This is a genomic window from Bacillus salacetis, assembly GCF_003581585.1.
In the GTDB taxonomy this organism is placed as follows: Bacteria; Bacillota; Bacilli; order Bacillales; family Bacillaceae_B; genus Rossellomorea; species Rossellomorea salacetis.
This window is the reverse complement of the sequence record NZ_QXIR01000029.1, coordinates 1-24,094: the sequence shown is the minus strand read 5'-3', so window position 1 is coordinate 24,094 and position 24,094 is coordinate 1. Positions and strand designations below refer to the sequence as shown.

The window sequence follows — 24,094 nt, the reverse complement described above, 5'->3', positions numbered from 1 at the left end:
TTGATAATGGCAACAATGCGTTTAGATAAATTTTTGAAAGTATCACGCCTGATTAAAAGACGTACACTTGCAAAAGAAGTCGCTGATAAAGGCAGAATCACGATCAACGGCCTGCAGGCGAAAGCCAGCTCCAACGTAAAAGTGGGGGACGAATTGCAGATCCGTTTCGGACAAAAAGTGGTGACCGCAACGGTTGACCGCCTGCAGGAATCCACACGAAAAGAAGAAGCAGGTACGATGTATACCATCACCAGCGAAGATAGAGTGCCAGAAGAAGAGTAAGTTGTAATCCGGGAGCTTGTTCTATTTCCCTTCCTTCCGCATACATATAATTACAAAGCCTGTACTTTGTGAATGTGGGGGATGAAAATGAATCAATATCATGATAATGGAAGTAACAAAGGAACCATGCAGGAACATGATGTCATGATGAGAGGCAGACGCCTGTTGGACATCTCGGGGGTGAAACAGGTAGAGAGCTTTGATAATGAAGAGTTCCTGCTCGAAACCGTGATGGGGTTCCTGTCCATCAGAGGGCAGAATTTGCAAATGAAGAACCTGGATGTAGATAAGGGAGTCGTCTCCATTAAGGGCAAAGTATTCGATATCGTCTATCTGGATGAACAAAGCGGAGAAAAGGCTAAAGGGTTCTTTAGCAAACTATTCCGATGACACTTTCGATCCAATTTTATACCATGCTGGCTATGGTCGGCATGGGCAGTGTTTTTGGAGCGACCCTGGATACGTATAACCGTTTTCTGAACAGAAAGATAAGAAAACGCTGGCTTGTTTTCCTGAACGATATTTTGTTTTGGATCCTGCAAGCCCTTTTTATTTTTTATATCCTGTTCTCTGTCAATTTCGGCGAAGTGCGTTTTTATATTTTTGTCGCTTTATTGTGCGGGTTCACCGGTTATCAGGCCCTTCTCAAAGACCTCTATAAGAAGCTGCTGGAGAAAACGATTCAAGGCTGCGTTTCCTTCTACAATTTCTTGGTGAGAATGTTGAAAAACCTGGTATATTCGCCGATAAAATGGATGGTGCTGCTTCTGGTGACGATCCTCCTGGGATTTGGTAAAGGGATATGGTCTGTATTTGGGTTTCTGATAAAAGCAATAATTGCCATATTGAAAATCGTGTTTACTCCATTCTTCTGGGTGGTAAAATTAATTTCGAGGCTTATCCCTAAAAATCTTAAAAAATTCGTCGAGAAGTTATATAATAAATTTGCAGGATATTTATTTCCATTTGTGAAAGTTATTAAGACAAAGCTGAAAAAATGGTTTAAGAGATAAGGAGGTGCAAGAGATGAGCAAGGAAAGAAATATCACATCCATGGAAAATGCTTATGTGCGACAGCAGGAACTTAAAAAGAAGATCAGCCACCATAGAAAAAAGAAGCTTTTCCGCCGACTGGCATTATTATTCATTCTTGCCATTACGATAAGCGGATTTCTTGTCTCGACCCTCATCTCACGCGCTTCGGTACTTGAAGAAAAAGAAGCCGAAAAAGCAAAGCTTGAAGCTAAACTGGAAAAACTGGAAAGACAGCAGGCCATTCTCGAGGATGAAATCATCAAACTGAATGATGATGAATATATCGCGAAATTGGCCCGCAGAGATTATTTCCTTTCTGACGAAGGGGAGATCATCTTTAATATTCCAGAACCTGAAAAGAAAAAGGAAGAAGAGTAGTCTTATTGACACTCTTTTTTTTATTTGGCTATAATATATAGTAAGGTTTATTTTTTTATAATTTTAAGGAGGAGCATTCTTTTTATGTCAATTGAAGTAGGCAGCAAGGTACAGGGTAAGGTAACAGGGATTACAAATTTTGGAGCGTTCGTAGAATTGCCGGAAGGTGCAACAGGTCTTGTCCACATTAGTGAAGTTGCCGACAATTATGTAAAGGATATCAACGAGCATCTAAAAGTCGGGGATGAAGTAACGGTAAAAGTCATTAATGTTGAGAAAGACGGAAAGATCGGTTTATCCATCCGGAAGGCTAAAGACCAGCCGCAACGCCCCCAGCGCCCGCAGCGTCCTCAGCGTCCACGCAATAACAAAATGAATGACACTCGTACAAAAGAAAATTTTGAACAAAAGATGGCGCGTTTCCTGAAAGATAGTGAAGACCGCTTATCTTCATTGAAGCGCCATACAGAATCCAAGCGTGGCGGCCGAGGAGCAAAGAGAGGATAACTTGCTGTCTATTTATATATAGCAGGTTTAGAGAATAGGTTCACAGAACCCCTGTTGAAAACAACCATCTGCATTTCTCCCTGGAAAGCAGATGGTTGTTTTTTTGTTTGCATGATTTTATTAAAGGGCCCTTTTCAATTTGGCCAGAATATGTAAAGCAAAAAGCTGCCGTCACCGCCGGCAGCTTTTTTATTGGTTTTTTTTAAAGGCTGTTCCTACATCGCTCTCGGAAAATAAATAGCAGCTCTTTTTCTTCCTGTTTAGAGGGGTTTCACGGCAAATTACCAGGTTATAATTATTATTTGAAATCTGTATTGAATAGCAGCAAATTTTATTTTTCAAAACCACAATGAAAAGCTGAATAATGGGACGGGTGATATTGAAATAAGATACTAACTGGTCCACAGGCAATAAAAAAAACACGACAGGATGATTGTCGTATTTCCGATATGACCCGTACGGGATTCGAACCCGTGTTACCGCCGTGAAAGGGCGGTGTCTTAACCGCTTGACCAACGGGCCAAAGTAATATGGTAGCGGCGGAGGGGATCGAACCCCCGACCTCACGGGTATGAACCGTACGCTCTAGCCAGCTGAGCTACACCGCCATATTGAGAAGATGTCTTTAAGACACAAGTAATATAATACATAGGATTAAAAAAATTGTCAACAGATTTTTCGAGAAATATGTCAGATGGCTTTTGCTACTCATTTAAAACGGGTCAATGTTGGATAAGAAAGTGCATCCACAGCACGGTTTGAATTTCCACAGCCATTTCGCAGAAAGAAGTCGAACTTTTCTTTCAAATCAAACCGCTCTTTTGACAAACTTTTAAGCTTGTCCGATTTATAATGTTCCCAAGAATAAGACCAGGGGGAGAGAAGAGTATGGAAAAAATTGAGCAAAGCGTCATGGAACCGGTGGGGAAAGTAGACATTGAACATACAAAAACAGAGTTCTCTATGGGCATGAAGGTTATTATGCAGAAGTTGGAGTGGTTTTTCGTTCAAAAAGGGTTTGTTCTCTTCGGTCTTGGTTTTCTTCTTGGACGCGCACTGATCCTTTCACATCTGACCCCGTTCGCCATGCCATTTTTCGCAGCTGTTTATATGGTGCGGAGAGATCGTGCTCCTGTGGCTTTAATGGGACTGCTGGCCGGATCGCTCACACTATCGCTCACTAATATTACGTATACGTTTGCCAGTACGATTTTATTCCTCATTATTTTCAGGGTCACGAGGAAATTCCAAAAAAATGAGTTGAAGGCTGTCCCTTATTTTGTATTCTTCACAACAATAACTGCAAACCTCACATTTGATTACATAACAAACGGACAAATGATGACCGTGTATGATGGGGCAATGGCGGGAGTTGAAGCGACCCTTTCATTTATTCTTACCCTGATTTTCATCCAGAGTGTCCCTCTTTTCTCAATCAGTAAACGCAAGAAATCGATGAGGACAGAAGAGGTTGTAAGCCTGATTATCCTGCTTGCTTCGGTCATGACAGGGACAATTGGATGGTCCGTTTATAATCTTTCTATAGAACATATTTTATCAAGATACCTTGTATTGCTGTTTTCGTTTGTGGCTGGTGCTACTGTCGGTTCAACCGTGGGGGTCGTGACGGGATTGATTTTCAGTCTTGCCAACGTGGCCAGTTTCTATCAAATGAGCATGCTCGCATTTTCAGGTCTGCTTGGAGGCTTGTTGAAAGAAGGAAAAAAGGCAGGGGCAGCCATTGGGCTCCTTATCGCTACTCTTTTGGTAGGGATGTACGGGGAAAGTGACACATCATTGACCAAAACGCTTTATGAGTCTGGAATTGCGATACTGCTTTTATTCCTTACACCTGCAGCACTTACAATGAAATTGGCTAAATATATACCGGGAACCGCTGAGTACAATCAGGAACAGCAGCAATATATCCGAAAAGTCCGTGATGTCACAGCAAGCAGGGTTGAGCAGTTTTCGTCTGTCTTCCAGGCATTGTCGAACAGTTTTGTCAGCTTGGAAGAGCAGATGGAGAATGATGATGTGGACGAAAGGGAATTCGATCAATTTTTGAGTAATGTTACCGAGAAAACATGCCAGACATGCTTCAAGAAAGAACAATGCTGGGCAAGGAACTTCAACCAAACGTATGATTTGATGAAAGATGTCATGTTCGAAGTCGATCAGGGCCATGTCCCGGTGAATGGAAAAGTGGGGAGGGAACTAGAGAAGCATTGCGTCCGCTCAAAAAAAGTACAGGACGTCATATCCCAGGAACTGACGTATTACCAAGCCAATTTAAAGTTGAAGAAGCAGGTGCAGGAGAGCCGGAAACTTGTTGCAGATCAGCTATTGGGTGTGTCTGAGGTAATGGGAGACTTTGCGAGGGAGATTCAAAGAGAAAGAGAGAATCACCAGCAGCAGGAGGAACAGATTTTGGAATCCCTGCAGGATTTTGGCATGGAGATAGAAAATGTAGAAATTTATTCCTTGGATAAAGGGAATGTAGATATTGAGATGGTCCTTCCCAATGGAAATGGACACGGAGAGGGAGAAAAATTGATTGCCCCGATGCTGTCGGATATCCTCGGGGAAAATATTATCGTTCAGAAAGAAGATGCTGCAGCGTTTCCAAGCGGTCACTGCCAATTGACGTTTGGTTCTGCTAAAGCCTATGTGGTGGATACAGGGGTGGCCCATGCTGCCAAAGGGGGAGGATTGATTTCCGGTGACAGCTATTCAATGATTGAATTGAGTGCCAGTAAATATGCTGTCGCCATCAGTGACGGGATGGGAAATGGAGAACGTGCCCATTATGAAAGCAATGAAACTCTGAGTCTTCTTCAAAAAATCTTACAATCCGGAATAGAAGAGAAAGTGGCAATTAAGGCAGTGAACTCCATTCTATCATTAAGGACGAATGATGAAATCTTTTCGACGCTTGATTTGGCAATGATCGATCTGCAAGATGCTTCTTCGAAGTTTTTAAAAATAGGTTCGACTCCGAGCTTTATAAAAAGAGGTGACAAGGTGGTGAAGGTGGAGGCCGGAAACCTCCCTATGGGTATTTTTTATGAATTCGATGTAGATGTAGTAAGTGAACAGTTAAAGGCAGGCGATCTGCTGATCATGATGAGTGATGGTGTATTTGAAGGGCCGAAACATGTTGAAAATTATGATATGTGGATGAAACGGAAGATAAAAGAGGTCGGCACGGATGACCCGCAGGCAATGGCAGATATCATTATGGAGGAAGTGATCAGGACAAGGTCCGGTGAAATAGAAGACGACATGACAATTGTCGTCTCTAAAATTAAGCACAACACACCAAAGTGGAGTTCAATCCCTGTGCAGAAATTCAAAAGGAAGGAGCAGGTATCTTAATTGAAGAAGTAATTGTTTCATATATTGAAAGGAGGTCGCCTAATATTCAGTTTGGTAATTGTGTTTGCAACTGAAGGTGGAAGGGCTTGGAGCAGCGGGCTGTCCGGTTCAAAATCCTTCGAACTGTACGGCGCTGAACAGCTGCTTGCGCTTTATAGTCAATCCAGCTCCAGCGCCTAGCCCCTCGGGGTCAAATAACCCAAAGAGATAAAAGGAAAGAGCGCCTTTTTTCTCTTCGGAACATTTGCCTGTCGGGGCTGAGCAAGGCGCTTGCGCTTTATATTCAATCCAGCTCCAGCGGCCAGTGCCTAGCAGATTTCGGTCTCTCTCCTTGCGATAAGTCAACATCGACTCACGTTCGTTCGTCGTGTTTCCTTTATCTCATGCGAGAGCCCTGAAATCTGTACGGCACTGAACGGCCGCTTCCGCTTTATAGTCAATCCAGCTCCAGCGCCTAGCCCCTCGGGGTCAAATAACCCAAAGAGATAAAAGGAAAGAGCGCCTTTTTTCTCTTTGGAACATTTGCCTGTCGGGGCTGAACGAGGCGCTTGCGCTTTTTAGTCAATCCAGCTTCAGCGCCTAGCCTCTCGGGGTCAAATAACCCGAAGAGATAAAAGGAAAGGGCGCCTTTTTTTCTCTTCGGAACATTTGCCTGTCGGGGCTGAGCAAGGCGCTTGCGCTTTTTAGTCAATCCAGCTTCAGCGCCTAGCCCCTCGGGGTCAAATAACCCAAAGAGATAAAAGGAAAGAGCGCCTTTTTTCTCTTCGGAACATTTGCCTGTCGGGGCTGAGCAAGGCGCTTCCGCTTTATAGTCAATCCAGCTCCAGCGCCTAGCCCCTCGGGGTCAAATAACCCGAAGAGAATAAAAGGAAAGGGCGCCTTTTTTTCTCTTCGGAACATTTGCCTGTCGGGGCTGAGCAAGGCGCTTGCGCTTTTTAGTCAATCCAGCTTCAGCGCCTAGCCCCTCGGGGTCAAATAACCCAAAGAGATAAAAGGAAAGGGCGCCTTTTTTCTCTTCGGAACATTTGCCTGTCGGGGCTGAACGAGGCGCTTGCGCTTTTTAGTCAATCCAGCTTCAGCGCCCAGCCCCTCGGGGTCAAATAACCCGAAGAGAATAAAAGGATAGAGCGCCTTTTTTTCTCTTCGGAACATTTGCCTGTCGGGGCTGAGCAAGGCGCTTCCGCTTTTTAGTCAATCCAGCTCCAGCGCCTAGCCCCTCGGGGTCAAATAACCCAAAGAGATAAAAGGATAGAGCGCCTTTTTTTCTCTTCGGAACATTTGCCTGTCGGGGCTGAGCAAGGCGCTTGCGCTTTTTATAGTATATTTCCCCTCTAATCCGGCGATGATGGTAACAAACTAAGTTAGAGGAGGGGAATCTGTTGAAGACAGGTACACTTCGACAAGTTCTATTAATAACGGATGGTTGTTCCAATCAAGGGGAAGACCCGGTGGCGATGGCGGCACTGGCAAAGGAACAAGGGATTACGGTCAATGTTATTGGTGTGATGGAGAATGATTCGATTGATGAAAGAGGCATGGAGGAAATAGAAGGGATCGCCATGTCGGGCGGAGGCGTCAGCCAGATTGTCTACGCCCAGCAGCTATCCCAGACTGTTCAAATGGTGACAAGAAAGGCGATGACTCAGACCCTTCAGGGAGTAGTCAATAAAGAACTGAAGCAGATACTGGGGAAAAGTACTTCCATGGAGGAACTGCCACCGGAACAGCGAGGCGAAGTGATGGAGGTGGTGGATGAACTGGGAGAATCCGCCGACCTTGAAGTGTTGATTCTTGTCGATACATCGGCGAGCATGAAACATAAGCTTCCAACGGTTAAAGAAGCCTTACTGGACCTATCCTTAAGCATGAATGCAAGAATGGGAGATAATATGTTCTCAGTCTTTGTATTTCCCGGGAAAAGAAAAGATGTCGAAAAACTGCTGGATTGGACGCCTAAGCTTGAATCGCTTACGAGTGTTTTCTCCAAACTTTCAACAGGAGGCATAACACCGACAGGTCCGGCAATAAGCGAAGCTATTTCTTCTTTCAAGAAAAAACGTTCATTAAGGGGTTTGCTCTCACGTGATGATGAACAATACTTTGAAGAAACAATTTAAATTTTCTTCGGGAACAAGGATCACGGGAAAATGGCATAAACAACAATATACTATAGTGAAAGAACTTGGATACGGGGCCAACGGTATTGTCTACCTTGCTCGCACCGGTGCTGATTATGTAGCGCTGAAGATGAGCGACAGTTCGATGTCGGTAACTTCCGAAGTGAATGTATTGAAGGCTTTTGCCAAGGTCCAAGGAGCTCCCCTTGGACCTTCTTTGCTTGATGTGGATGACTGGGAAATCAGCGCCAGAAGGATCCCTTTTTATGTAATGGAATACATCCAGGGACCCGACCTGCTGACTTTTGTCCAAAACAAAGGATTTTCCTGGACTGGTGTACTGGTTGTGCAGCTGTTGAACGACCTTGATCGAATACACCAGGAGGGCTGGGTTTTCGGGGATCTGAAACCCGATAATCTGATTGTGACTGGTCCGCCCTATAAGATCCGCTGTATAGATGTCGGGGGAACAACAATGAAGGGAAGGGCCATCAAGGAGTTCACCGAGTTCTTTGACAGGGGATACTGGCTTGGCCATTCAAGGAAAGCAGAACCTGCATATGATTTGTTTTCTGCTGCGATGATCCTGATTAACCTCTCCTATCCAAAAAGGTTTAACAAGAGCGGTGCCGGGGGAATAGACCAATTACGGAATGCGGTGATGGCCAAGCCTGAACTGAAGAAGCTCAAAGGTCCGATTCTGGGTGCTCTGGAAGGAAAGTTCACTACAGCGCTTGAAATGAGGCAGTCCATGCTGAATACTTTATCGGTAAAAGCCGATGCGCATAGCAAGCCGGCTGCAACAGGAACCAGTGGGAGGGCCATCACAGCCACACGCCAGCAGGTCAAGAGGCAGAAATCCGGCGGCGGATTCCTTGAGACCATTCTGGTGGTAATGATTGTGTCTCTCCTATATGTTCTTTATATCTATGGAGAACTTTTGTGAATGTCCTCAAATGTGAAATGAGACTGGAATACTGGTAAAATGAGTGAAAAAGGTTCAGGAAGAGGCATTATGCAGAATTACGAAAGAAAAGTTACAGGCTTTATCAAGAAACACAGCTTAATCCGGGAGGGAGACTCCATCCTGGCTGCAGTATCAGGCGGCCCGGATTCACTTTCTCTTCTTTATTTCTTAAATAAGTATAAACGGCTTTGGGATGCAAGGATTGCTGCTGTATGTGTTGATCATATGTTCAGAGGGGAGCAATCTTATGAAGAACTGCTCTTTGTGAAAAAGACATGTGAAAAGATGGGCATCCCCTTTTATGGTGAACGTGTGAACGTTCAGGAGATCCTGGAAGAGTCGAATACAGGGCTGCAGGAAGGCGCCAGGAACGTCAGGTATGAGATCTTTGCAAAGGTAATGAAAGAAGAGGGATTTACAAAGCTTGCTTTTGGCCATCATGGCGATGACCAAGTTGAAACAATCTTAATGAGGATGACCAGGGGAAGCAGCGGGCTGTTAAAGGGAGGCATCCCGGTCAGGAGAGTCTTCCATGGTGCTGAAATCATCCGGCCTCTCCTTTGTCTTTCCAAAGAGGAAATATCTGTATATTGCTCGGATAATGGACTCGAGCCGAGGCTGGACCCCAGCAATGAAAAGCTGGACTATACAAGGAATCGTTTCCGGCAGAAAGTGCTGCCGTTCCTTAAGCTGGAAAACCCTCAGGTCCATCTCAAATTTCAACAATTCAGTGAAGAAACTGCCGAGGATGAAGAATACCTGCTTGCGATGGCGGAAGAAAAAATGGATAGTGTCATTACGAAAACAATGGATGAGGCCGTTATTGATATACAAGGATTTCGGATGATGCCTCTGCCTTTACAAAGAAGAATGATTCATCTAATATTAAATTATCTTTACAAAGAAAGGCCTTCATCATTATCATCTATACATATTCAAGATGTGGTAGCAATAATAATGAAAGACAGCCCCTCTCTGAGTCTCGACCTTCCGGGAAACCTCAAAGCAATTCGTTCCTATAATCAATGTATACTTACATTTGATGGAAGAGCAGAGGGCACTAGTGATTTTTGTTATACATTGAACATAGGTGAGAGAATTGAATTGCCTGGGCAGCGGGCTTTCGCTTTGCAGAAAGCTGAAAATCATTCCCAGGAGGGGGATTCCGTCTTATTCGATAAGTCGAGGGTCGCTTTTCCCTTCAGGATACGGAACCGGAGACCGGGAGACCGTATAAAAGTTAAAGGGTTGAATGGTACCAAAAAGGTAAAAGATATATTTATCGATGAGAAGATTCCAGTCAGTCACAGGGATACATGGCCGGTTGTCGAAGATAATAATGGAGAAATCCTTTGGCTTCCCAAGCTGAAAGTGTCATCGCTTTCCTGTGAGGAACCAAGTGATATCAATGACTGTGTAAGGTTAATCTTTTCAGAGCAAACATCTTCCTAGGAGGCAGACCAAGTGTTGAACAAAGATATTGAGAAAGTGCTTATTTCAGAAGAAGAACTTCAAGAGAAAGTCAAGGAGCTGGGTGCCGAGCTTACTGAGGAATACAAAGACGGTTTTCCTCTGGCAATCGGTGTTTTAAAAGGTGCAATGCCTTTTATGGGTGACCTGCTTAAACGGATGGATACATACTTGGAAATGGATTTCATGGATGTTTCCAGTTACGGGAACTCAACCGTCTCATCCGGCGAAGTGAAGATCGTCAAGGATCTTGACACTAAGGTAGAGGGAAGAGATATCCTTATTATCGAAGATATCATTGACAGCGGTTTGACTCTTAGCTATCTCGTTGAGCTGTTCCGCTATCGTAAAGCAAAGTCAATCAAAATCGTGACCCTTTTGGATAAGCCGTCCGGAAGAAAAGCGGATATCAAGGCCGATTATGTAGGGTTCCTCGTACCAGATGAGTTTGTAGTCGGATATGGACTTGATTACGCAGAAAAGTACCGTAACCTGCCATATATCGGAGTGCTTAAACCTGAAGTGTATACAACCGGCGAATAAGTATATTCTAAAGAAGGATGTGCTACTGCAAGTATGTGCCCTTCAAGACAGCTAATTTGTTGTAATACCATGATTTTCTATGATACTATTTTATATAGCTTTTTTACCGTGGGAGGAGGTAAGGGATGAACCGGATCTTTCGAAACACCATATTCTACTTACTAGTATTTCTCGTCATAATAGGTGTGGTGAGTTACTTTAACAACAGCAACGAGCCAACAGAAAACATTAAATATAACGAATTCATCACTCACTTGGAAGATGGTGAGGTAGAGTCGTTCTCCATCCAGCCTGAAAGAGGGGTTTATCAGGTTAGGGGAAAACTGACCGGATATAGTGAGGAGCAATATTTCCTTACAAATGTACTGGGTAATGATGCAGGAGTATTGGAACGTATCAATGCAGCTGCAGCTGAAAGCGGCATTGAAGTCGATGTCCTGATGGCTAAGGAAACAAGCGGCTGGGTATCTTTCTTTACCACAATCATACCGTTTGTCATTATCTTTATTCTTTTCTTCTTCCTGCTCAACCAGGCCCAGGGCGGCGGAAGCCGTGTCATGAACTTTGGTAAGAGTAAAGCCAAGCTTTACAGCGAAGAAAAGAAAAAGGTCCGCTTCAAAGATGTTGCCGGAGCGGACGAAGAGAAAAACGAACTTGTCGAGGTCGTGGAATTCCTTAAAGACCCGAGAAAGTTCTCTGAAGTCGGCGCACGTATTCCTAAAGGGGTTCTTCTTGTTGGACCTCCGGGTACAGGTAAAACATTGCTTGCACGTGCCGTTGCCGGAGAAGCAGGAGTACCGTTCTTCTCTATCAGTGGTTCCGACTTCGTAGAAATGTTTGTCGGTGTCGGTGCCTCACGTGTACGTGACTTGTTTGAAAATGCAAAGAAAAACGCCCCGTGTATCATCTTCATAGATGAGATTGATGCAGTGGGACGCCAGCGTGGAGCAGGTCTTGGCGGAGGACACGATGAGCGTGAACAGACGTTGAATCAGCTGCTCGTTGAAATGGATGGATTCGGAGCGAACGAAGGAATCATCATCGTAGCTGCGACGAACCGTCCGGATATTTTGGATCCAGCCTTGCTGCGTCCTGGCCGATTTGACCGTCAAATCACTGTTGACCGTCCTGATGTCAAGGGCCGTGAAGCGGTGCTGGGAGTGCACGCAAGAAACAAACCGCTTGATGATTCCGTGGACTTAAAAGCGATTGCAATGAGAACACCTGGATTCTCCGGAGCAGATTTGGAGAACTTGTTGAACGAAGCGGCGCTGGTAGCTGCCCGTTCGGATAAAAAGAAAATTGACATGCGTGATATTGATGAAGCAACAGACCGCGTCATTGCCGGTCCTGCCAAGAAGAGCAAAGTTGTCTCTCAAAAGGAACGCAAAATCGTCGCATTCCACGAAGCCGGTCATACAGTTATCGGACTTATACTGGATGAGGCAGATATGGTTCACAAAGTTACAATCGTACCGCGCGGCCAGGCTGGCGGTTATGCCGTAATGCTTCCAAAAGAAGATCGTTACTTCATGACAAAGCCGGAGCTGCTCGATAAAATCACAGGATTGCTTGGCGGACGTGTAGCTGAAGAAATCATCTTTGGTGAAGTATCCACAGGCGCACATAATGACTTCCAGCGTGCGACAGGCATCGCCCGCAGAATGGTTACCGAGTTCGGTATGAGTGAGAAACTTGGACCACTTCAGTTCGGTTCCACACAAGGCGGACAGGTATTCCTTGGAAGAGACATTAACAACGAACAAAATTATTCAGATGCAATCGCATATGAGATTGATCTTGAAATTCAGCGCTTCATCAAGGAATCTTATGAAAGAGCCAGAAAGATCCTTACAGAAAACCGCGAAAAACTGGAACTTATCGCCAAAACATTGTTGGATGTTGAAACATTGGATGCCGGCCAGATCAAACATCTAATGGATCACGGTAAACTGCCAGACCGCGGATACGGTGAACCTGATAAAGTTTCTGACAAAAATGATGATGTGAAAGTGAACATCCAAAAGAAGGATGAAACAGAAAAAACATCAGAAGAGTCAGTCGAAGATGACAAGAAAGAATAGTCACAGAAAAAGACACCAGTCTGCTGGTGTCTTTTTTGTGCGCGTTGTTAGTCAGGTATAAGTGTGCAAGATACTCCTATGAAAAGACTCAACAATTAGAGGGAAACAGCTAATAACTGAACACACCTTGTTGTTTTTTAAGCTATACCTGCAAAGTTGATTAGAGTGGAGGGGTTCATGACCTCCAGCGGCCACAGCCTGGGAGAATTGGTTCTCCCTCGTTGAGATAAGTCCACGCAACTCTCGTGGTTCATTGTATTTCTTTTATCACAAGCGACAGCCAACCAATCTATCCGTCACTAAACGGCTGCCTCCGCTTTTTAGTTCAACGCCCGCCCCGCGAAGTCGTGAATCCCGGAACGGAGATCAACGGACTTCCAAACACGAACCGAAAACGATGTTTTACAAGACAACAGTTTTCACCAATTGGATGCAATTGTGGTATGATGTTGGCAGAATAAAATCAATGTATTAGTAGGTGAAAAAAGTGATTTTTGTCTTGGATGTAGGGAATACCAATATAGTGCTTGGAGTTTATGAAGGGGACGAATTAAAATATCATTGGCGTATGGAAACCAATCGCCATAAAACAGAAGATGAATATGGAATGATTGTGAAAAACCTTCTTGAACATGTCCAATTATCATTGGATGATATCGAAGGGATTATCATATCATCTGTAGTTCCCCCTATTATGTTCTCCTTGGAAAGAATGTGCAAAAAATATTTTGACGTTACACCGTTGGTAGTAGGCCCTGGAATCAGAACAGGATTGAATATAAAATATGAAAATCCCCGTGAAGTCGGTGCTGACCGTATTGTCAATGCAGTGGCAGGGATAAAAGAGTATGGCGGGCCGTTGATTATCGTTGATTTCGGTACGGCGACCACCTACTGCTATATCAATGAAGATAAGCAATATATGGGAGGGGCGATCGCACCTGGAATCGGCATTTCGACTGAAGCGCTTTATTCGAAGGCTGCGAAGCTTCCACGAATCGAAATCGGACGGCCAGAACATATCATTGGAAAGAATACCGTCTCTGCGATGCAGTCCGGAATTCTGTACGGATATGTAGGACAAGTCGAAGGCATCGTAAAAAGAATGAAAGCGACAGGGGACAGTAATCCATTGGTCATCGCTACTGGCGGACTTGCCCAGTTAATTTCAAAAGAGTCGGATGTCATCGATGTGGTAGATCCATTTCTGACATTAAAAGGTTTGAAGCTCATTTACGAAAGAAACAGCATAGTATAGGAGGAAATGATATGAGCGATTATTTAGTGAAGGCTTTAGCATTTGATGGACAAGTCAGGGCTTATGCAGTAAGAAGCACTGATACAATAAATGAGGCGCAGAGAAGGCACGGTACTTGGCCGACTGCATCTGCAGCTATCGGGAGATCCATGAGTGCAGGAGTCATGATGGGTGCCATGTTGAAAGGTGAAGAGAAATTAACGATCAAAGTAGAAGGGGACGGCCCGCTCGGCGCTATTATTGTAGACAGCGATGCAAAAGGAAATGTAAGAGGCTATGTTACCAATCCTCATGTCCATTTCGATTTGAATGAGCATGGAAAACTGGACGTCAGAAGAGCTGTAGGGACTTCAGGCACATTATCAGTCGTAAAGGATATCGGTATGCGTGATCATTTTACCGGACAAGTACCGATTGTTTCAGGTGAACTAGGCGAGGATTTCACCTATTATTTTGTAACCTCTGAACAGGTGCCGTCATCAGTTGGTGTTGGGGTACTGGTCAATCCTGACAATACAATTCTTGCTGCAGGCGGTTTTATCATACAATTGATGCCGGGTACGCCTGATGAAACAATTACGGAAATTGAGAACAGGCTGCAGGCAATCCCACCTGTCTCAAAGCTCATTGAAAAAGGATTGACTCCGGAAGAGTTGCTTTTCGAACTTCTTGGTGAGGAGAATGTAAAGATTCTTGATAAGATGGGTGTTCAATTCGAATGCCGTTGTTCAAAGGAACGTTTTGGGGCAGCGATTGCAAGTCTGGGTCCGGATGAAATCCAGGAAATGATTGATGAAGAAGGCGGAGCAGAAACCCAATGTCATTTCTGTAATGAGACGTATCATTATTCTGCTGATGAATTGACTGAGTTGAAAAATGAGGGGAATAATCTGCAGTAACATCTAAGGGGATGGGTGCAAAGGTGAGATTGAAGAGATCGGTTTTAGTGGGAATTATATTCATTCTGCTGGCTGCCAATGCTGTGACACTGCTGCTTTATTTCGCGAAATCAGAAGCGGACGCAGGCTCTTCAAGGCTGGCTGGAACCGAAACAGCAGCTGCGGTAGGAAAAGAGACCATCAGCCGGGAATCGTGGATGTATGAAATGGAGCAGCGTTATGGAAAAGAAGTCCTGAGAGAGCTGATCAATCATAAAGTGATGCGACAGCTTGCGGAAAAATATGATATTAAGGTGACGGATGAAGAACTTGATAAGGAAATCACCTTAATAAAAAGTATCTATAACAGTTACGATAAAGATTTAATGGGCAGTGAAGCAATATTAAAGGAAAGAGTCAGGACCGAGCTGCTTTTGGAGAAAATCGTCACGAAAGACGTGGATATACCGGATAAGGAAATTGAGAAATACTACAACGAGAATCAAGACCAATATTCAATCCCTGAAATGTTCAACCTATCACAAATCGTTGCGGAGACCCGGGAAGAAGCAGAGCAAATGGCAAAAGAAGTTAAAGACGGTTCAAATTTTCAGGCCCTTGCAATGGAAAGATCCATTGATGATGTTTCAGCTGTCCAAGGCGGAAATATCGGATATATCCCTGCCGGGTCGCATATATTATCAGGGGATGCAGCCGATGTAATACAAACGCTTGATAAGGGAGAACTATCAAAGGTGGTAGAGCTGGAAGGGAAGTATTACATCTTCCTTCTGAACGATAAGCTTGATCCCCATGATTATTCCCTGAAAGATGTGAAAGACCAAATCCGCCGGAGACTCGCTATGGAGCAAGTTGAAAAATCAATGAAACCGGAAGACTTCTGGAAAGAATTAAATGTTGAGTGGTTTTATAAAGAGAGCCTTTAATCTATTATCTAAAAGAAGTCAGGTTACTGCCTGCTTCTTTTTTCAAATACTACCTATTTAGTAGTGAAGTTTAAGGAAGGAAAATCATTTCAATCCGATTAATTGACACTTTGACAGAAAATTGATAATTTTAACTAAAACCCAATCAATTTACTTGGGATTAGGAGGGGTAATATGGCAAGAATAGCAAACTCCATCACAGATCTAGTAGGTCAAACGCCAATTGTAAAACTGAACCGCCTCGTAGACGAGAACAGTGCAGATGTTTATTTGAAATTGGAATATATGAACCCTGGAAGCAGTGTTAAAGACAGAATCGCCCTTGCGATGATTGAAGCTGCAGAAGAATCCGGGAAATTAAAATCCGGCGATACGATAGTTGAACCTACAAGCGGCAACACAGGCATCGGACTTGCAATGGTCGCTGCTGCCAAGGGATATAAAGCCGTGCTTGTCATGCCGGATACGATGAGTATGGAGAGAAGGAACCTTCTTCGCGCTTATGGGGCAGAATTAGTGCTTACCCCCGGATCTGAAGGAATGGGCGGTGCTATCCGGAAGTCCGAAGAGCTGGCTGATCAAAAAGGATACTTCATGCCTCAGCAGTTCAAAAACGAAGCGAATCCTGAAGTTCACCGCAGAACGACAGGAAAGGAAATTGTGGAGCAGATGGACAGCCTTGATGCGTTCATTTCAGGTATCGGCACTGGCGGTACCATTACTGGTGCAGGCCAAGTACTGAAAGAAAACTTTCCGAATGTAAAAATTTACGCTGTTGAACCGTCGGATTCCCCGGTTCTATCCGGAGGAAACCCAGGCCCTCATAAAATCCAGGGGATTGGAGCAGGGTTTGTACCTGACACGTTGAACACTGAGGTGTATGATGAGGTTCTCACTGTCCAAAATGAGGAAGCATTTGAATATGCGCGCCGTGCTGCAAAGGAAGAAGGCATCCTCGGCGGAATCTCGTCAGGTGCAGCCATAAGTGCTGCATTGAAAGTTGCCAAGGAACTCGGCAAAGGAAAGAAAGTACTGGCGGTCATCCCTAGTAATGGTGAAAGATATCTCAGTACTCCGCTGTATCAATTTGAAGATTGATTCTCAAGGATCAGGAATTATTCCTGGTCCTTTTTTGTGCTTTTTAAAGGCTCTTTTCTTAGAATTCGCTGATAGTCAAATGAAAGATAACACTCTGATTCATTCTGGAAATCCCGGCCTGCAAGAAAGAATAGAGACTCTCTGCCAATTCCTTGATAACCACTCCAGTTCCCCGGGGGAAATCCGGCTTATGGAATTCTTCCGGAAACGCCAATTCGTAGGCAAGACAGCTTTTTTGAAAAAAGTCTGAATGCCCAAGTACCACCGTTACCCAGTGGATAACTGTGTATTTTAACTATGAAACAGCGCTCGTATTCATGTATGATGGAAGAAGAGAATTACTAGGAGAGTGAGCCATCCATGGAGACTGAACAACTTCTTTATGAAAAAATCCGTTCTTCAAAAACAGCCTTCTTCCAAGCCTATGAACTCCTGACTGAGGATATCAGCCACCACATCCTCTTGGAAAGCGGACGGGGAGGGAGATACAGTGTTGCCGGGTTTAATCCTGCATCCATAATGGATGCGAAGGATAATAGAGTGAAGATAATAAAAAATGGGAGTATCGAGTTCATGGATGGAGATCCGCTCGATGTGTTATACAGCCATTTGCATAAACGACACAAGGAGAGGGATCCGCTGCTTCCTGATTTCCAGGGCGGGGCCATTGGGTTTATCAGCTATGATTATGTCCGGCAGATAGAGAGGCTGGAATCCAAGGCTGAGGATGATTTGGAAACTCCAGATCTCTATTATATGGTGTTCGATCAATGGGCCGTATATGACCATCAGTCGGAAGAGATCTGGGTTATGGCTGATAGAGAAGGTGCCGAAACCTTTGCCGGTTATTCAGATGGATGGAAGGGAGCGCTTGAACAGTCCCTTCATGAAGAAAAAGTCCCTGAAGGCAACTTTCCGATTGATCGGAAAGTCGCCATGGATGAGGATGAATTCATTTCAGCGGTAGAAAGAATCCAGCATTATATCAGGGAAGGGGATGTATTTCAGGTCAACCTATCTGTGCGTCAGTCCCAGGAGTTAAGTGCCTCCCCCTATGAAATATATAAGAAGCTTCGGGAGTTGAATCCATCCCCTTATATGAGCTATGTTCATACCCCCGATTTTCAAATTGCATCAGGATCGCCTGAGCTTTTGGTGAAAAAGAAAGGGTGCGAGGTCAGCACCAGGCCGATTGCCGGCACACGGTCACGTGGTAGAAATGAAGCCGAAGACCAAAGGCTTGCGGCTGAATTGATCCAGAATGAAAAGGAACGGGCCGAACATGTCATGCTGGTGGACCTTGAACGAAACGACCTTGGCCGGGTATGCCGGTACGGCTCGGTTGAAGTAAACGAATTCATGGTCATAGAAAAGTACTCCCATGTGATGCATATCGTCTCTAATGTAAGGGGACTAATAGCGAGTAATAAAAACGGCAAGGATTTAATCAGGTCTGTTTTTCCGGGAGGAACCATAACCGGGGCTCCTAAGGTAAGGACAATGGAAGTCATAGAAGAACTGGAACCGGTGAGGAGAGGGATCTATACAGGTTCCATCGGCTGGATCGGTTATAACGGAGATATGGAACTGAACATCGTCATCCGGACGCTGTTTGCGAAAGATGGACAGGCTTATATCCAGGCTGGTGCCGGTGTAGTCATAGATTCCAATCCAAAGCATGAATACGAAGAGTCTTTGAAAAAGGCAAAGGCGGTTTGGAAAGCAAAAGAATTAGCAGAGGGTGCAAACGTATGATCTTAATGATTGATAACTTTGATTCTTTTACATACAACATCGTTCAATTTTTAGGAGAACTCGGCGAGGAGATAGTCGTCAAGCGAAACAATGAAATCAACATTGCTGAAATCGAGCTGCTCGCACCTGATTATTTGATGATTTCACCAGGTCCATGCACTCCGAACGAAGCAGGGATCAGCCTCCAGGCAATTGAGTATTTTGCCGGAAAAATCCCTATATTCGGCGTCTGCCTTGGCCACCAGGCCATTGCTCAGGTGTTTGGAGGAAAGGTAGTGAAAGCGGAAAGGTTGATGCATGGTAAGACTTCATCTGTCACTCATGACGGGAGGACGACGTTTGAAGGGATTTCAAACCCGTTTCAAGCCGGACGTTACCATTCATTGATCGTGGAAAAAGAAACACTTCCGGACTGCCTTGAGATAACCGCTCATACAGATGCTGAGGAAATCATGGCTGTCCGTCATAGGCACCTTCCCATCGAGGGAGTCCAATTTCATCCGGAGTCCATCATCACAGAGGAAGGGAAACGTCTGCTCGCGAATTTTCTTAAGGCGCATAAAACGGCTGCTTTAACCGTTTAGGAGGGAGGCAGGATTATGTATGTATTTTTCAACGGGAAGATCCTTAATAAAGAAGAAGCGAGGATTTCCCCCTTTGACCATGGCTTTCTGTATGGGATGGGCTTGTTTGAAACGATGAGGACGTATGGCGGCCATCCTTTTTTGCTGACAGACCATCTGGAGCGGATGCAAAGCGGCTTGAAGATGCTGAACATCAACTTGGACTTGAAGACACTTGATATATCCGGCATGATATCTTCCCTTTCTGAAAAGAATGACCTGCAAGATTCCTACCTCCGTTTGAATATTTCAGCAGGGGTCGGGGAGATAGGATTGCGGACTGAACCTTACGAAGAACCGAATATCCTTCTTCTCCAAAAAAAGCTTCCCCCTTTGGAACCTCTCAGGGAGAAGGAAGCTGTTTTGCTTGAGCTTGCGAGGAATACGCCTGAAACGCCAGTAAGGCTTAAATCTCATCACTACTTCAATAATATAGCAGCGAAAAGGGAAGTTGGAGGAGACCCGGGAAAAGAAGGCCTGTTTTTAACAAAAGAGGGCTATATTGCTGAAGGAATCACATCGAACATATTCTGGGTACGGGAAGGGAAGCTCTTTACGCCTTCACTCGAGACAGGAATATTGAATGGAATTACCAGGGAGTATATTATTGAGTTATCTAATAGATCAGGGATCCCCTGCGAGTCAGGCTTGTACAGACTGGAAGATCTCCTTCATGCGAGTGAAGCTTTCTTTACAAACTCTGTCCAGGAAATCATCCCGATCCGATCTTTCGCCGGAAAGGGCTACCCTGGTAAGAACGGAAGAATCACCAACGCCCTTTATACTTATTATGAGCAGCACTCAGGGATGCTGTCTACGAAAAATGAACTGCGGGGAGCTGACAGAAATGACTTCAATGATTAAAGCGGGACCCTACCAGCTCGACTATCAAAATCGCACACAAATCATGGGTATCCTGAATGTGACGCCAGACTCTTTTTCAGACGGCGGCCAGTATAATGGATTGGAACATGCGGTCCAGCGTGCCAAGGAGATGGCTGCAGAAGGAGCGGACATCATTGATATCGGGGGAGAATCGACCAGGCCTGGTCATGATCCTGTACCGGAAGATGAGGAAATCCGTAGAGTCTGCCCGATAATCGAAGCCATCTCAAAAGAAGTGGATATCCCTATTTCAATAGATACATACAAAGCGGGTACAGCGAGGAAAGCACTTCAAGCAGGGGCCCATATCATCAATGATGTCTGGGGTGCCAAGCGGGACCCTGAGATTGCGGTAGTGGCTGCTGAATTCAATGTCCCGATTATCCTCATGCACAACCGGGAAAATATGGACTACACAAATTTTATAAAAGATGCTTTAAATGATATACAGGAAAGTATCGATATTGCGCTCGGGGCAGGGGTGCCGAAAGAGAACATCATCCTTGATCCGGGAATTGGATTTGCTAAAGACCTTAAGCTGAATCTGGAAATGATGAGGAATCTTGACCGCCTTGTAGACATGGATTTCCCTGTCCTGCTGGCAACATCGAGAAAGCGGATGATCGGGACGATTCTGGACCTCCCTGTTGAGGAACGCATGGAAGGAACGGGTGCGACAGTATGCTTTGGAATTCAGAAGGGCTGCCAATTGGTACGCGTCCATGATGTGAAAGAAATCAAAAGAATGGCAGGCATGATGGATGCCATGCTTGGAAAGGGTGAATATGGTGGATAAAATCAAAGTGAATGAAATGGAATTTTACGGCTACCATGGTGTTTTTCCTGAGGAAACAAAGCTTGGCCAGAGATTCCGTCTGAATGTGACACTTGATGTAGACCTATCGGAAGCAGGTAGGACAGATGATATCGGGGATTCGGTCAATTACGGTGAGGTTTATTCACTCTGCAAGGATGTAGTAGAGGGGAAACCGTATAAGCTGCTTGAAGCATTGGCAGAAAAACTGGCGGAAAGGATTCTTGATGGATTCTCTAAAGTCGAAAACTGTACCATCGAGGTGATTAAACCAGATCCGCCGATCCCGGGACATTACCGTTCAGTATCAGTTGAGATCATCAGGGGGCGCTGAAATGGAGTCTATCGCATACCTTTCATTGGGGTCAAATGAAGGAAACAGGGAGCAATATTTAAAAGAGGCCATAAAGCGGTTAAATCAAGACCCGGAAATAGAAGTGGCAGGGATTTCTTCCATCTATGAAACTGACCCTGTCGGTTTTACAGAACAAGGCCAGTTTCTGAACCTGGTGCTGAAAGTAAGGACATCCTTGTCAGCAGAGAGACTGCTGCAGCAGTGTCTTCGTGTTGAAAAAGATCTTGGGAGGGAAAGGGAGTTCCGATGGGGACCGCGTACCATAGACCTTGACATATTGCTCTATAATCAAGAAAATATTGAAAAAGAAGACCTGATTGTTCCGCATCCACGGATGCATGAACGCGCATTTGTGCTCGTGCCTCTGACAGAGTTGTCCCAGACAATCAACCACCCTAAGTTCAACACCCCTGTGAGTGCTCTTCTGGATGAAATACCTGATAAAGAAGGAGTTCGGTTATGGAAACAGATAAATGGGGAAGACGAATACGTGCATTCAGAAAACTGAAAGGCTTGACCCAGGAGGGACTAGCCAAAAAACTTGGCATTTCCGTTTCTGTTCTCGGTGAAATCGAAAGAGGCAGCCGTCTGCCGACTGAAGACTTCCTTAAGAACGTAGCGGAAATCCTCGGAATACAACGGGAAGACCTTGAACCTTCTGACGAATAGAATACGTGGAACTTCTAAAGAGCAGCAAAGTTTATGAAAGAGATCCTAATAGCAAAGATATATTCAGGAGGTTAGCCTGAGTCGGACTGAAAGCTTATTGGCTGTCGGTCCTTTTTTCTTTGAATCTCCCCTTGCGGAACGCAGGCAGCTGTCTGCTTTGCGTGCCGTGAATTCTGCTTACTATTAAGAACCGGTCATCCGCCTTTTAGTTTGGAGAAGATATCCTGTGGATTTCAACCTTTTTCAATTAAAAAGACCTTTAGGGGTGTTCGAAATACATATATTGTGTAAAATAGTAGGGTATAAAATCATATAAGCTAATTTAATTAAGGCTCTTCTCGTAAAAGCTAAATGAAGTTCGTGCTGTTTCGGAACAATAAAAACGGAAACAGCTTTATTTAAAACTAGCAGACAGAATAGGAGTGAAAGTAATGAGTCACGAAGAAATCAATGACCAGCTGCGGGTGAGACGTGAAAAAATGGATACCCTTCGTCAAAAAGGATTGGATCCATTCGGTAAACGTTTCGATCGTTCACATACTTCCCAAGAAATAAAAGAACAGTTCGACTCTTTCACAAAAGAAGAATTGGAAGAGAAAGAAGCTTCCGTGACTTTAGCCGGAAGAATCATGACCAAAAGAGGAAAAGGAAAAGCGGGCTTTGCCCATATCCAGGACCTAGCAGGCCAAGTTCAGATCTATGTCCGCAAAGATGCGGTCGGCGATGATGAATATGAAGTCTTTAACACAGCGGATCTTGGTGACCTTATCGGGGTTACGGGAACAGTCTTCAAAACCAAAGTCGGTGAACTGTCCATTAAAGCGAAGGAATTCATCCTTCTGACAAAGGCACTCCGGCCGCTGCCGGAGAAATTCCACGGCTTAAAAGACGTGGAGCAGCGCTACCGTCAAAGATATCTTGACTTGATCACAAGCCAGGAAAGCAAACAGACATTCATTGCCCGGAGTAAAATCATCCAATCCATGAGAAGGTACCTGGATAACAACGGATATCTGGAAGTGGAAACGCCAATGATGCATGCAATCGCAGGGGGAGCATCTGCCCGTCCGTTCATTACGCACCATAATGCCTTGGATATGCAATTATATATGCGTATCGCTATTGAACTTCACCTGAAAAGGCTGATTGTAGGCGGAATGGAAAAAGTTTATGAAATCGGAAGAGTGTTCCGTAATGAAGGTGTGTCCACCCGCCATAACCCTGAATTCACCATGATCGAGCTGTATGAAGCATATGCCGACTACCGTGACATCATGGCCCTTACTGAGAATCTTATTGCTCATATTGCGAAAGAAGTTTTTGGTTCCACTACTGTACAGTACGGTGAGTATGAAGTGAACCTTGAACCGCAATGGACGCGTCTGCACATGGCGGATGCCGTTAAGGAACATACAGGAGCAGACTTCTGGAAGGAAATGAGTGATGAGGAAGCACATGCACTTGCAAAAGAGCATGGAGTGGAAGTTAAGCCTTCTATGCAGTATGGACATGTCCTGAATGAATTCTTTGAGCAAAAAGTAGAGGACAAGCTGATTCAGCCGACATTCATCTACGGCCACCCAGTCGAAATCTCTCCGCTTGCGAAGAAGAATGATGAAGATGGACGCTTCACTGACCGCTTCGAATTGTTTATTGTCGGGCGTGAACATGCAAATGCCTTCACTGAGTTGAACGATCCTATCGATCAAAGAGAAAGATTCGAAGCTCAACTGAAAGAAAGAGAACAAGGAAATGATGAAGCCCATATGATGGATGATGATTTCATCGAAGCACTGGAATACGGGATGCCGCCTACAGGCGGACTCGGGATCGGTATCGACCGTCTGGTCATGCTGCTTACAAACTCACCTTCCATCAGGGACGTTCTATTATTCCCGTTAATGCGCCACCGCGACTAATCATAAATGCCCCGGCTGTCATCAGCCGGGGTTTTTTATTTTTATTTCAAAAAAGTATTGCATGGTATCTGAATAGGTGGTATATTATTATCTGTTGCCGCAAAACACGGCAGTTAACAAAAAAACATTTCA

The 24,094-nt window shown here is 44.7% G+C and carries 24 protein-coding genes and 2 tRNA genes; 23 read left to right on the top strand and 3 right to left on the bottom strand.

The annotated features are described in order from the left end of the window. Positions 1–15: 15 nt before the first annotated feature. The 5 genes from D3H55_RS17845 (at position 16) to D3H55_RS17825 (ending at position 2,202) form a co-directional block, all read left to right on the top strand. Positions 16–282, top strand: coding sequence for an RNA-binding S4 domain-containing protein (locus tag D3H55_RS17845; RefSeq protein WP_119548704.1), 267 nt, complete (start codon positions 16–18; stop codon positions 280–282). 87 nt (positions 283–369) lie between these two features. Next, the gene (yabP, locus tag D3H55_RS17840) at positions 370–672 is read left to right on the top strand and encodes a sporulation protein YabP (RefSeq protein ID WP_119548670.1); all 303 of its coding nucleotides are present in this window, start codon (positions 370–372) and stop codon (positions 670–672) included. Next, complete coding sequence (yabQ, locus tag D3H55_RS17835; protein WP_119548669.1) at positions 669–1,295, top strand: spore cortex biosynthesis protein YabQ; 627 nt, start codon at positions 669–671, stop codon at positions 1,293–1,295. Before yabP ends, yabQ begins: the two co-directional genes overlap by 4 nt. 13 nt (positions 1,296–1,308) lie before the next feature. Beyond that, a complete protein-coding gene (locus D3H55_RS17830; protein ID WP_119548668.1) occupies positions 1,309–1,695 on the top strand; it encodes an FtsB family cell division protein in 387 nt (128 codons plus the stop codon). Between the two features lie 84 nt (positions 1,696–1,779). Further along, positions 1,780–2,202, top strand: coding sequence for a S1 domain-containing RNA-binding protein (locus tag D3H55_RS17825; RefSeq protein ID WP_119548667.1), 423 nt, complete (start codon positions 1,780–1,782; stop codon positions 2,200–2,202). A 450-nt stretch (positions 2,203–2,652) separates the two neighbouring features. Here D3H55_RS17825 and D3H55_RS17820 read toward each other — a convergent pair. Together D3H55_RS17820 and D3H55_RS17815 are read right to left on the bottom strand one after the other, a co-directional pair. Beyond that, positions 2,653–2,724 (bottom strand) — tRNA-Glu (locus D3H55_RS17820). 9 nt (positions 2,725–2,733) lie between these two features. Beyond that, positions 2,734–2,810, bottom strand: a tRNA-Met gene (locus tag D3H55_RS17815). Positions 2,811–3,090: 280 nt separating this feature from the next. Between D3H55_RS17815 and spoIIE the strand changes: the two genes are divergently transcribed. Then, the gene (gene spoIIE, locus D3H55_RS17810) at positions 3,091–5,580 is read left to right on the top strand and encodes a stage II sporulation protein E (protein ID WP_119548666.1); all 2,490 of its coding nucleotides are present in this window, start codon (positions 3,091–3,093) and stop codon (positions 5,578–5,580) included. Between the two features lie 957 nt (positions 5,581–6,537). Here spoIIE and D3H55_RS24475 read toward each other — a convergent pair. After that, positions 6,538–6,732, bottom strand: coding sequence for a hypothetical protein (locus tag D3H55_RS24475; protein ID WP_168413159.1), 195 nt, complete (start codon positions 6,730–6,732; stop codon positions 6,538–6,540). Between the two features lie 227 nt (positions 6,733–6,959). Here D3H55_RS24475 and D3H55_RS17790 point away from each other — a divergent pair, with 227 nt between their 5' ends. The 17 genes from D3H55_RS17790 to lysS all read left to right on the top strand — a co-directional run bounded on the left by D3H55_RS17790 (position 6,960) and on the right by lysS (position 23,962). Further along, the gene (locus tag D3H55_RS17790) at positions 6,960–7,697 is read left to right on the top strand and encodes a vWA domain-containing protein (RefSeq protein ID WP_119548665.1); all 738 of its coding nucleotides are present in this window, start codon (positions 6,960–6,962) and stop codon (positions 7,695–7,697) included. Continuing rightward, positions 7,666–8,643 carry a serine/threonine protein kinase PrkT gene (prkT, locus tag D3H55_RS17785; protein WP_119548664.1) on the top strand — a complete coding sequence of 326 codons (978 nt, stop codon included), beginning with the start codon at positions 7,666–7,668 and terminating at the stop codon, positions 8,641–8,643. The genes D3H55_RS17790 and prkT overlap by 32 nt, the downstream gene beginning before the upstream one ends. Before the next feature lie 69 nt (positions 8,644–8,712). Next, positions 8,713–10,116 carry a tRNA lysidine(34) synthetase TilS gene (gene tilS / locus D3H55_RS17780; protein ID WP_240628650.1) on the top strand — a complete coding sequence of 468 codons (1,404 nt, stop codon included), beginning with the start codon at positions 8,713–8,715 and terminating at the stop codon, positions 10,114–10,116. A 12-nt stretch (positions 10,117–10,128) separates the two neighbouring features. Continuing rightward, positions 10,129–10,677 carry a hypoxanthine phosphoribosyltransferase gene (hpt, locus tag D3H55_RS25045; protein ID WP_240628649.1) on the top strand — a complete coding sequence of 183 codons (549 nt, stop codon included), beginning with the start codon at positions 10,129–10,131 and terminating at the stop codon, positions 10,675–10,677. Positions 10,678–10,802: 125 nt separating this feature from the next. Further along, entirely contained in the window at positions 10,803–12,761 is a 1,959-nt protein-coding gene (gene ftsH, locus D3H55_RS17775) for an ATP-dependent zinc metalloprotease FtsH (protein WP_119548663.1), read from the top strand. Positions 12,762–13,248: 487 nt separating this feature from the next. Further along, a complete protein-coding gene (locus D3H55_RS17770; RefSeq protein WP_119548662.1) occupies positions 13,249–14,019 on the top strand; it encodes a type III pantothenate kinase in 771 nt (256 codons plus the stop codon). A gap of 11 nt (positions 14,020–14,030) precedes the next feature. Beyond that, positions 14,031–14,918, top strand: a complete 888-nt coding sequence (hslO, locus tag D3H55_RS17765) for an Hsp33 family molecular chaperone HslO (protein WP_119548661.1) — start codon at positions 14,031–14,033, stop codon at positions 14,916–14,918. 11 nt (positions 14,919–14,929) lie between these two features. Next, positions 14,930–15,844, top strand: coding sequence for a peptidyl-prolyl cis-trans isomerase (locus tag D3H55_RS17760; RefSeq protein ID WP_119548660.1), 915 nt, complete (start codon positions 14,930–14,932; stop codon positions 15,842–15,844). 174 nt (positions 15,845–16,018) lie between these two features. Further along, positions 16,019–16,942, top strand: coding sequence for a cysteine synthase A (cysK, locus tag D3H55_RS17755; RefSeq protein WP_119548659.1), 924 nt, complete (start codon positions 16,019–16,021; stop codon positions 16,940–16,942). A gap of 360 nt (positions 16,943–17,302) precedes the next feature. Continuing rightward, the gene (locus D3H55_RS17745) at positions 17,303–18,697 is read left to right on the top strand and encodes an anthranilate synthase component I family protein (protein ID WP_119548657.1); all 1,395 of its coding nucleotides are present in this window, start codon (positions 17,303–17,305) and stop codon (positions 18,695–18,697) included. Then, positions 18,694–19,281, top strand: a complete 588-nt coding sequence (pabA, locus tag D3H55_RS17740) for an aminodeoxychorismate/anthranilate synthase component II (protein WP_119548656.1) — start codon at positions 18,694–18,696, stop codon at positions 19,279–19,281. The genes D3H55_RS17745 and pabA overlap by 4 nt, the downstream gene beginning before the upstream one ends. Positions 19,282–19,296: 15 nt before the next feature. Then, positions 19,297–20,184, top strand: coding sequence for an aminodeoxychorismate lyase (pabC, locus tag D3H55_RS17735; protein ID WP_119548655.1), 888 nt, complete (start codon positions 19,297–19,299; stop codon positions 20,182–20,184). Next, complete coding sequence (gene folP / locus D3H55_RS17730; protein WP_119548654.1) at positions 20,168–21,001, top strand: dihydropteroate synthase; 834 nt, start codon at positions 20,168–20,170, stop codon at positions 20,999–21,001. Before pabC ends, folP begins: the two co-directional genes overlap by 17 nt. Beyond that, entirely contained in the window at positions 20,994–21,353 is a 360-nt protein-coding gene (gene folB / locus D3H55_RS17725; protein WP_119548703.1) for a dihydroneopterin aldolase, read from the top strand. The genes folP and folB overlap by 8 nt, the downstream gene beginning before the upstream one ends. A 1-nt stretch (position 21,354) precedes the next feature. Continuing rightward, positions 21,355–21,882 carry a 2-amino-4-hydroxy-6-hydroxymethyldihydropteridine diphosphokinase gene (folK, locus tag D3H55_RS17720; RefSeq protein WP_119548653.1) on the top strand — a complete coding sequence of 176 codons (528 nt, stop codon included), beginning with the start codon at positions 21,355–21,357 and terminating at the stop codon, positions 21,880–21,882. Then, entirely contained in the window at positions 21,834–22,043 is a 210-nt protein-coding gene (locus D3H55_RS17715) for a helix-turn-helix domain-containing protein (protein ID WP_119548652.1), read from the top strand. Before folK ends, D3H55_RS17715 begins: the two co-directional genes overlap by 49 nt. 422 nt (positions 22,044–22,465) lie before the next feature. Further along, positions 22,466–23,962, top strand: coding sequence for a lysine--tRNA ligase (gene lysS, locus D3H55_RS17710; protein WP_240628647.1), 1,497 nt, complete (start codon positions 22,466–22,468; stop codon positions 23,960–23,962). Positions 23,963–24,094: the final 132 nt, after the last annotated feature.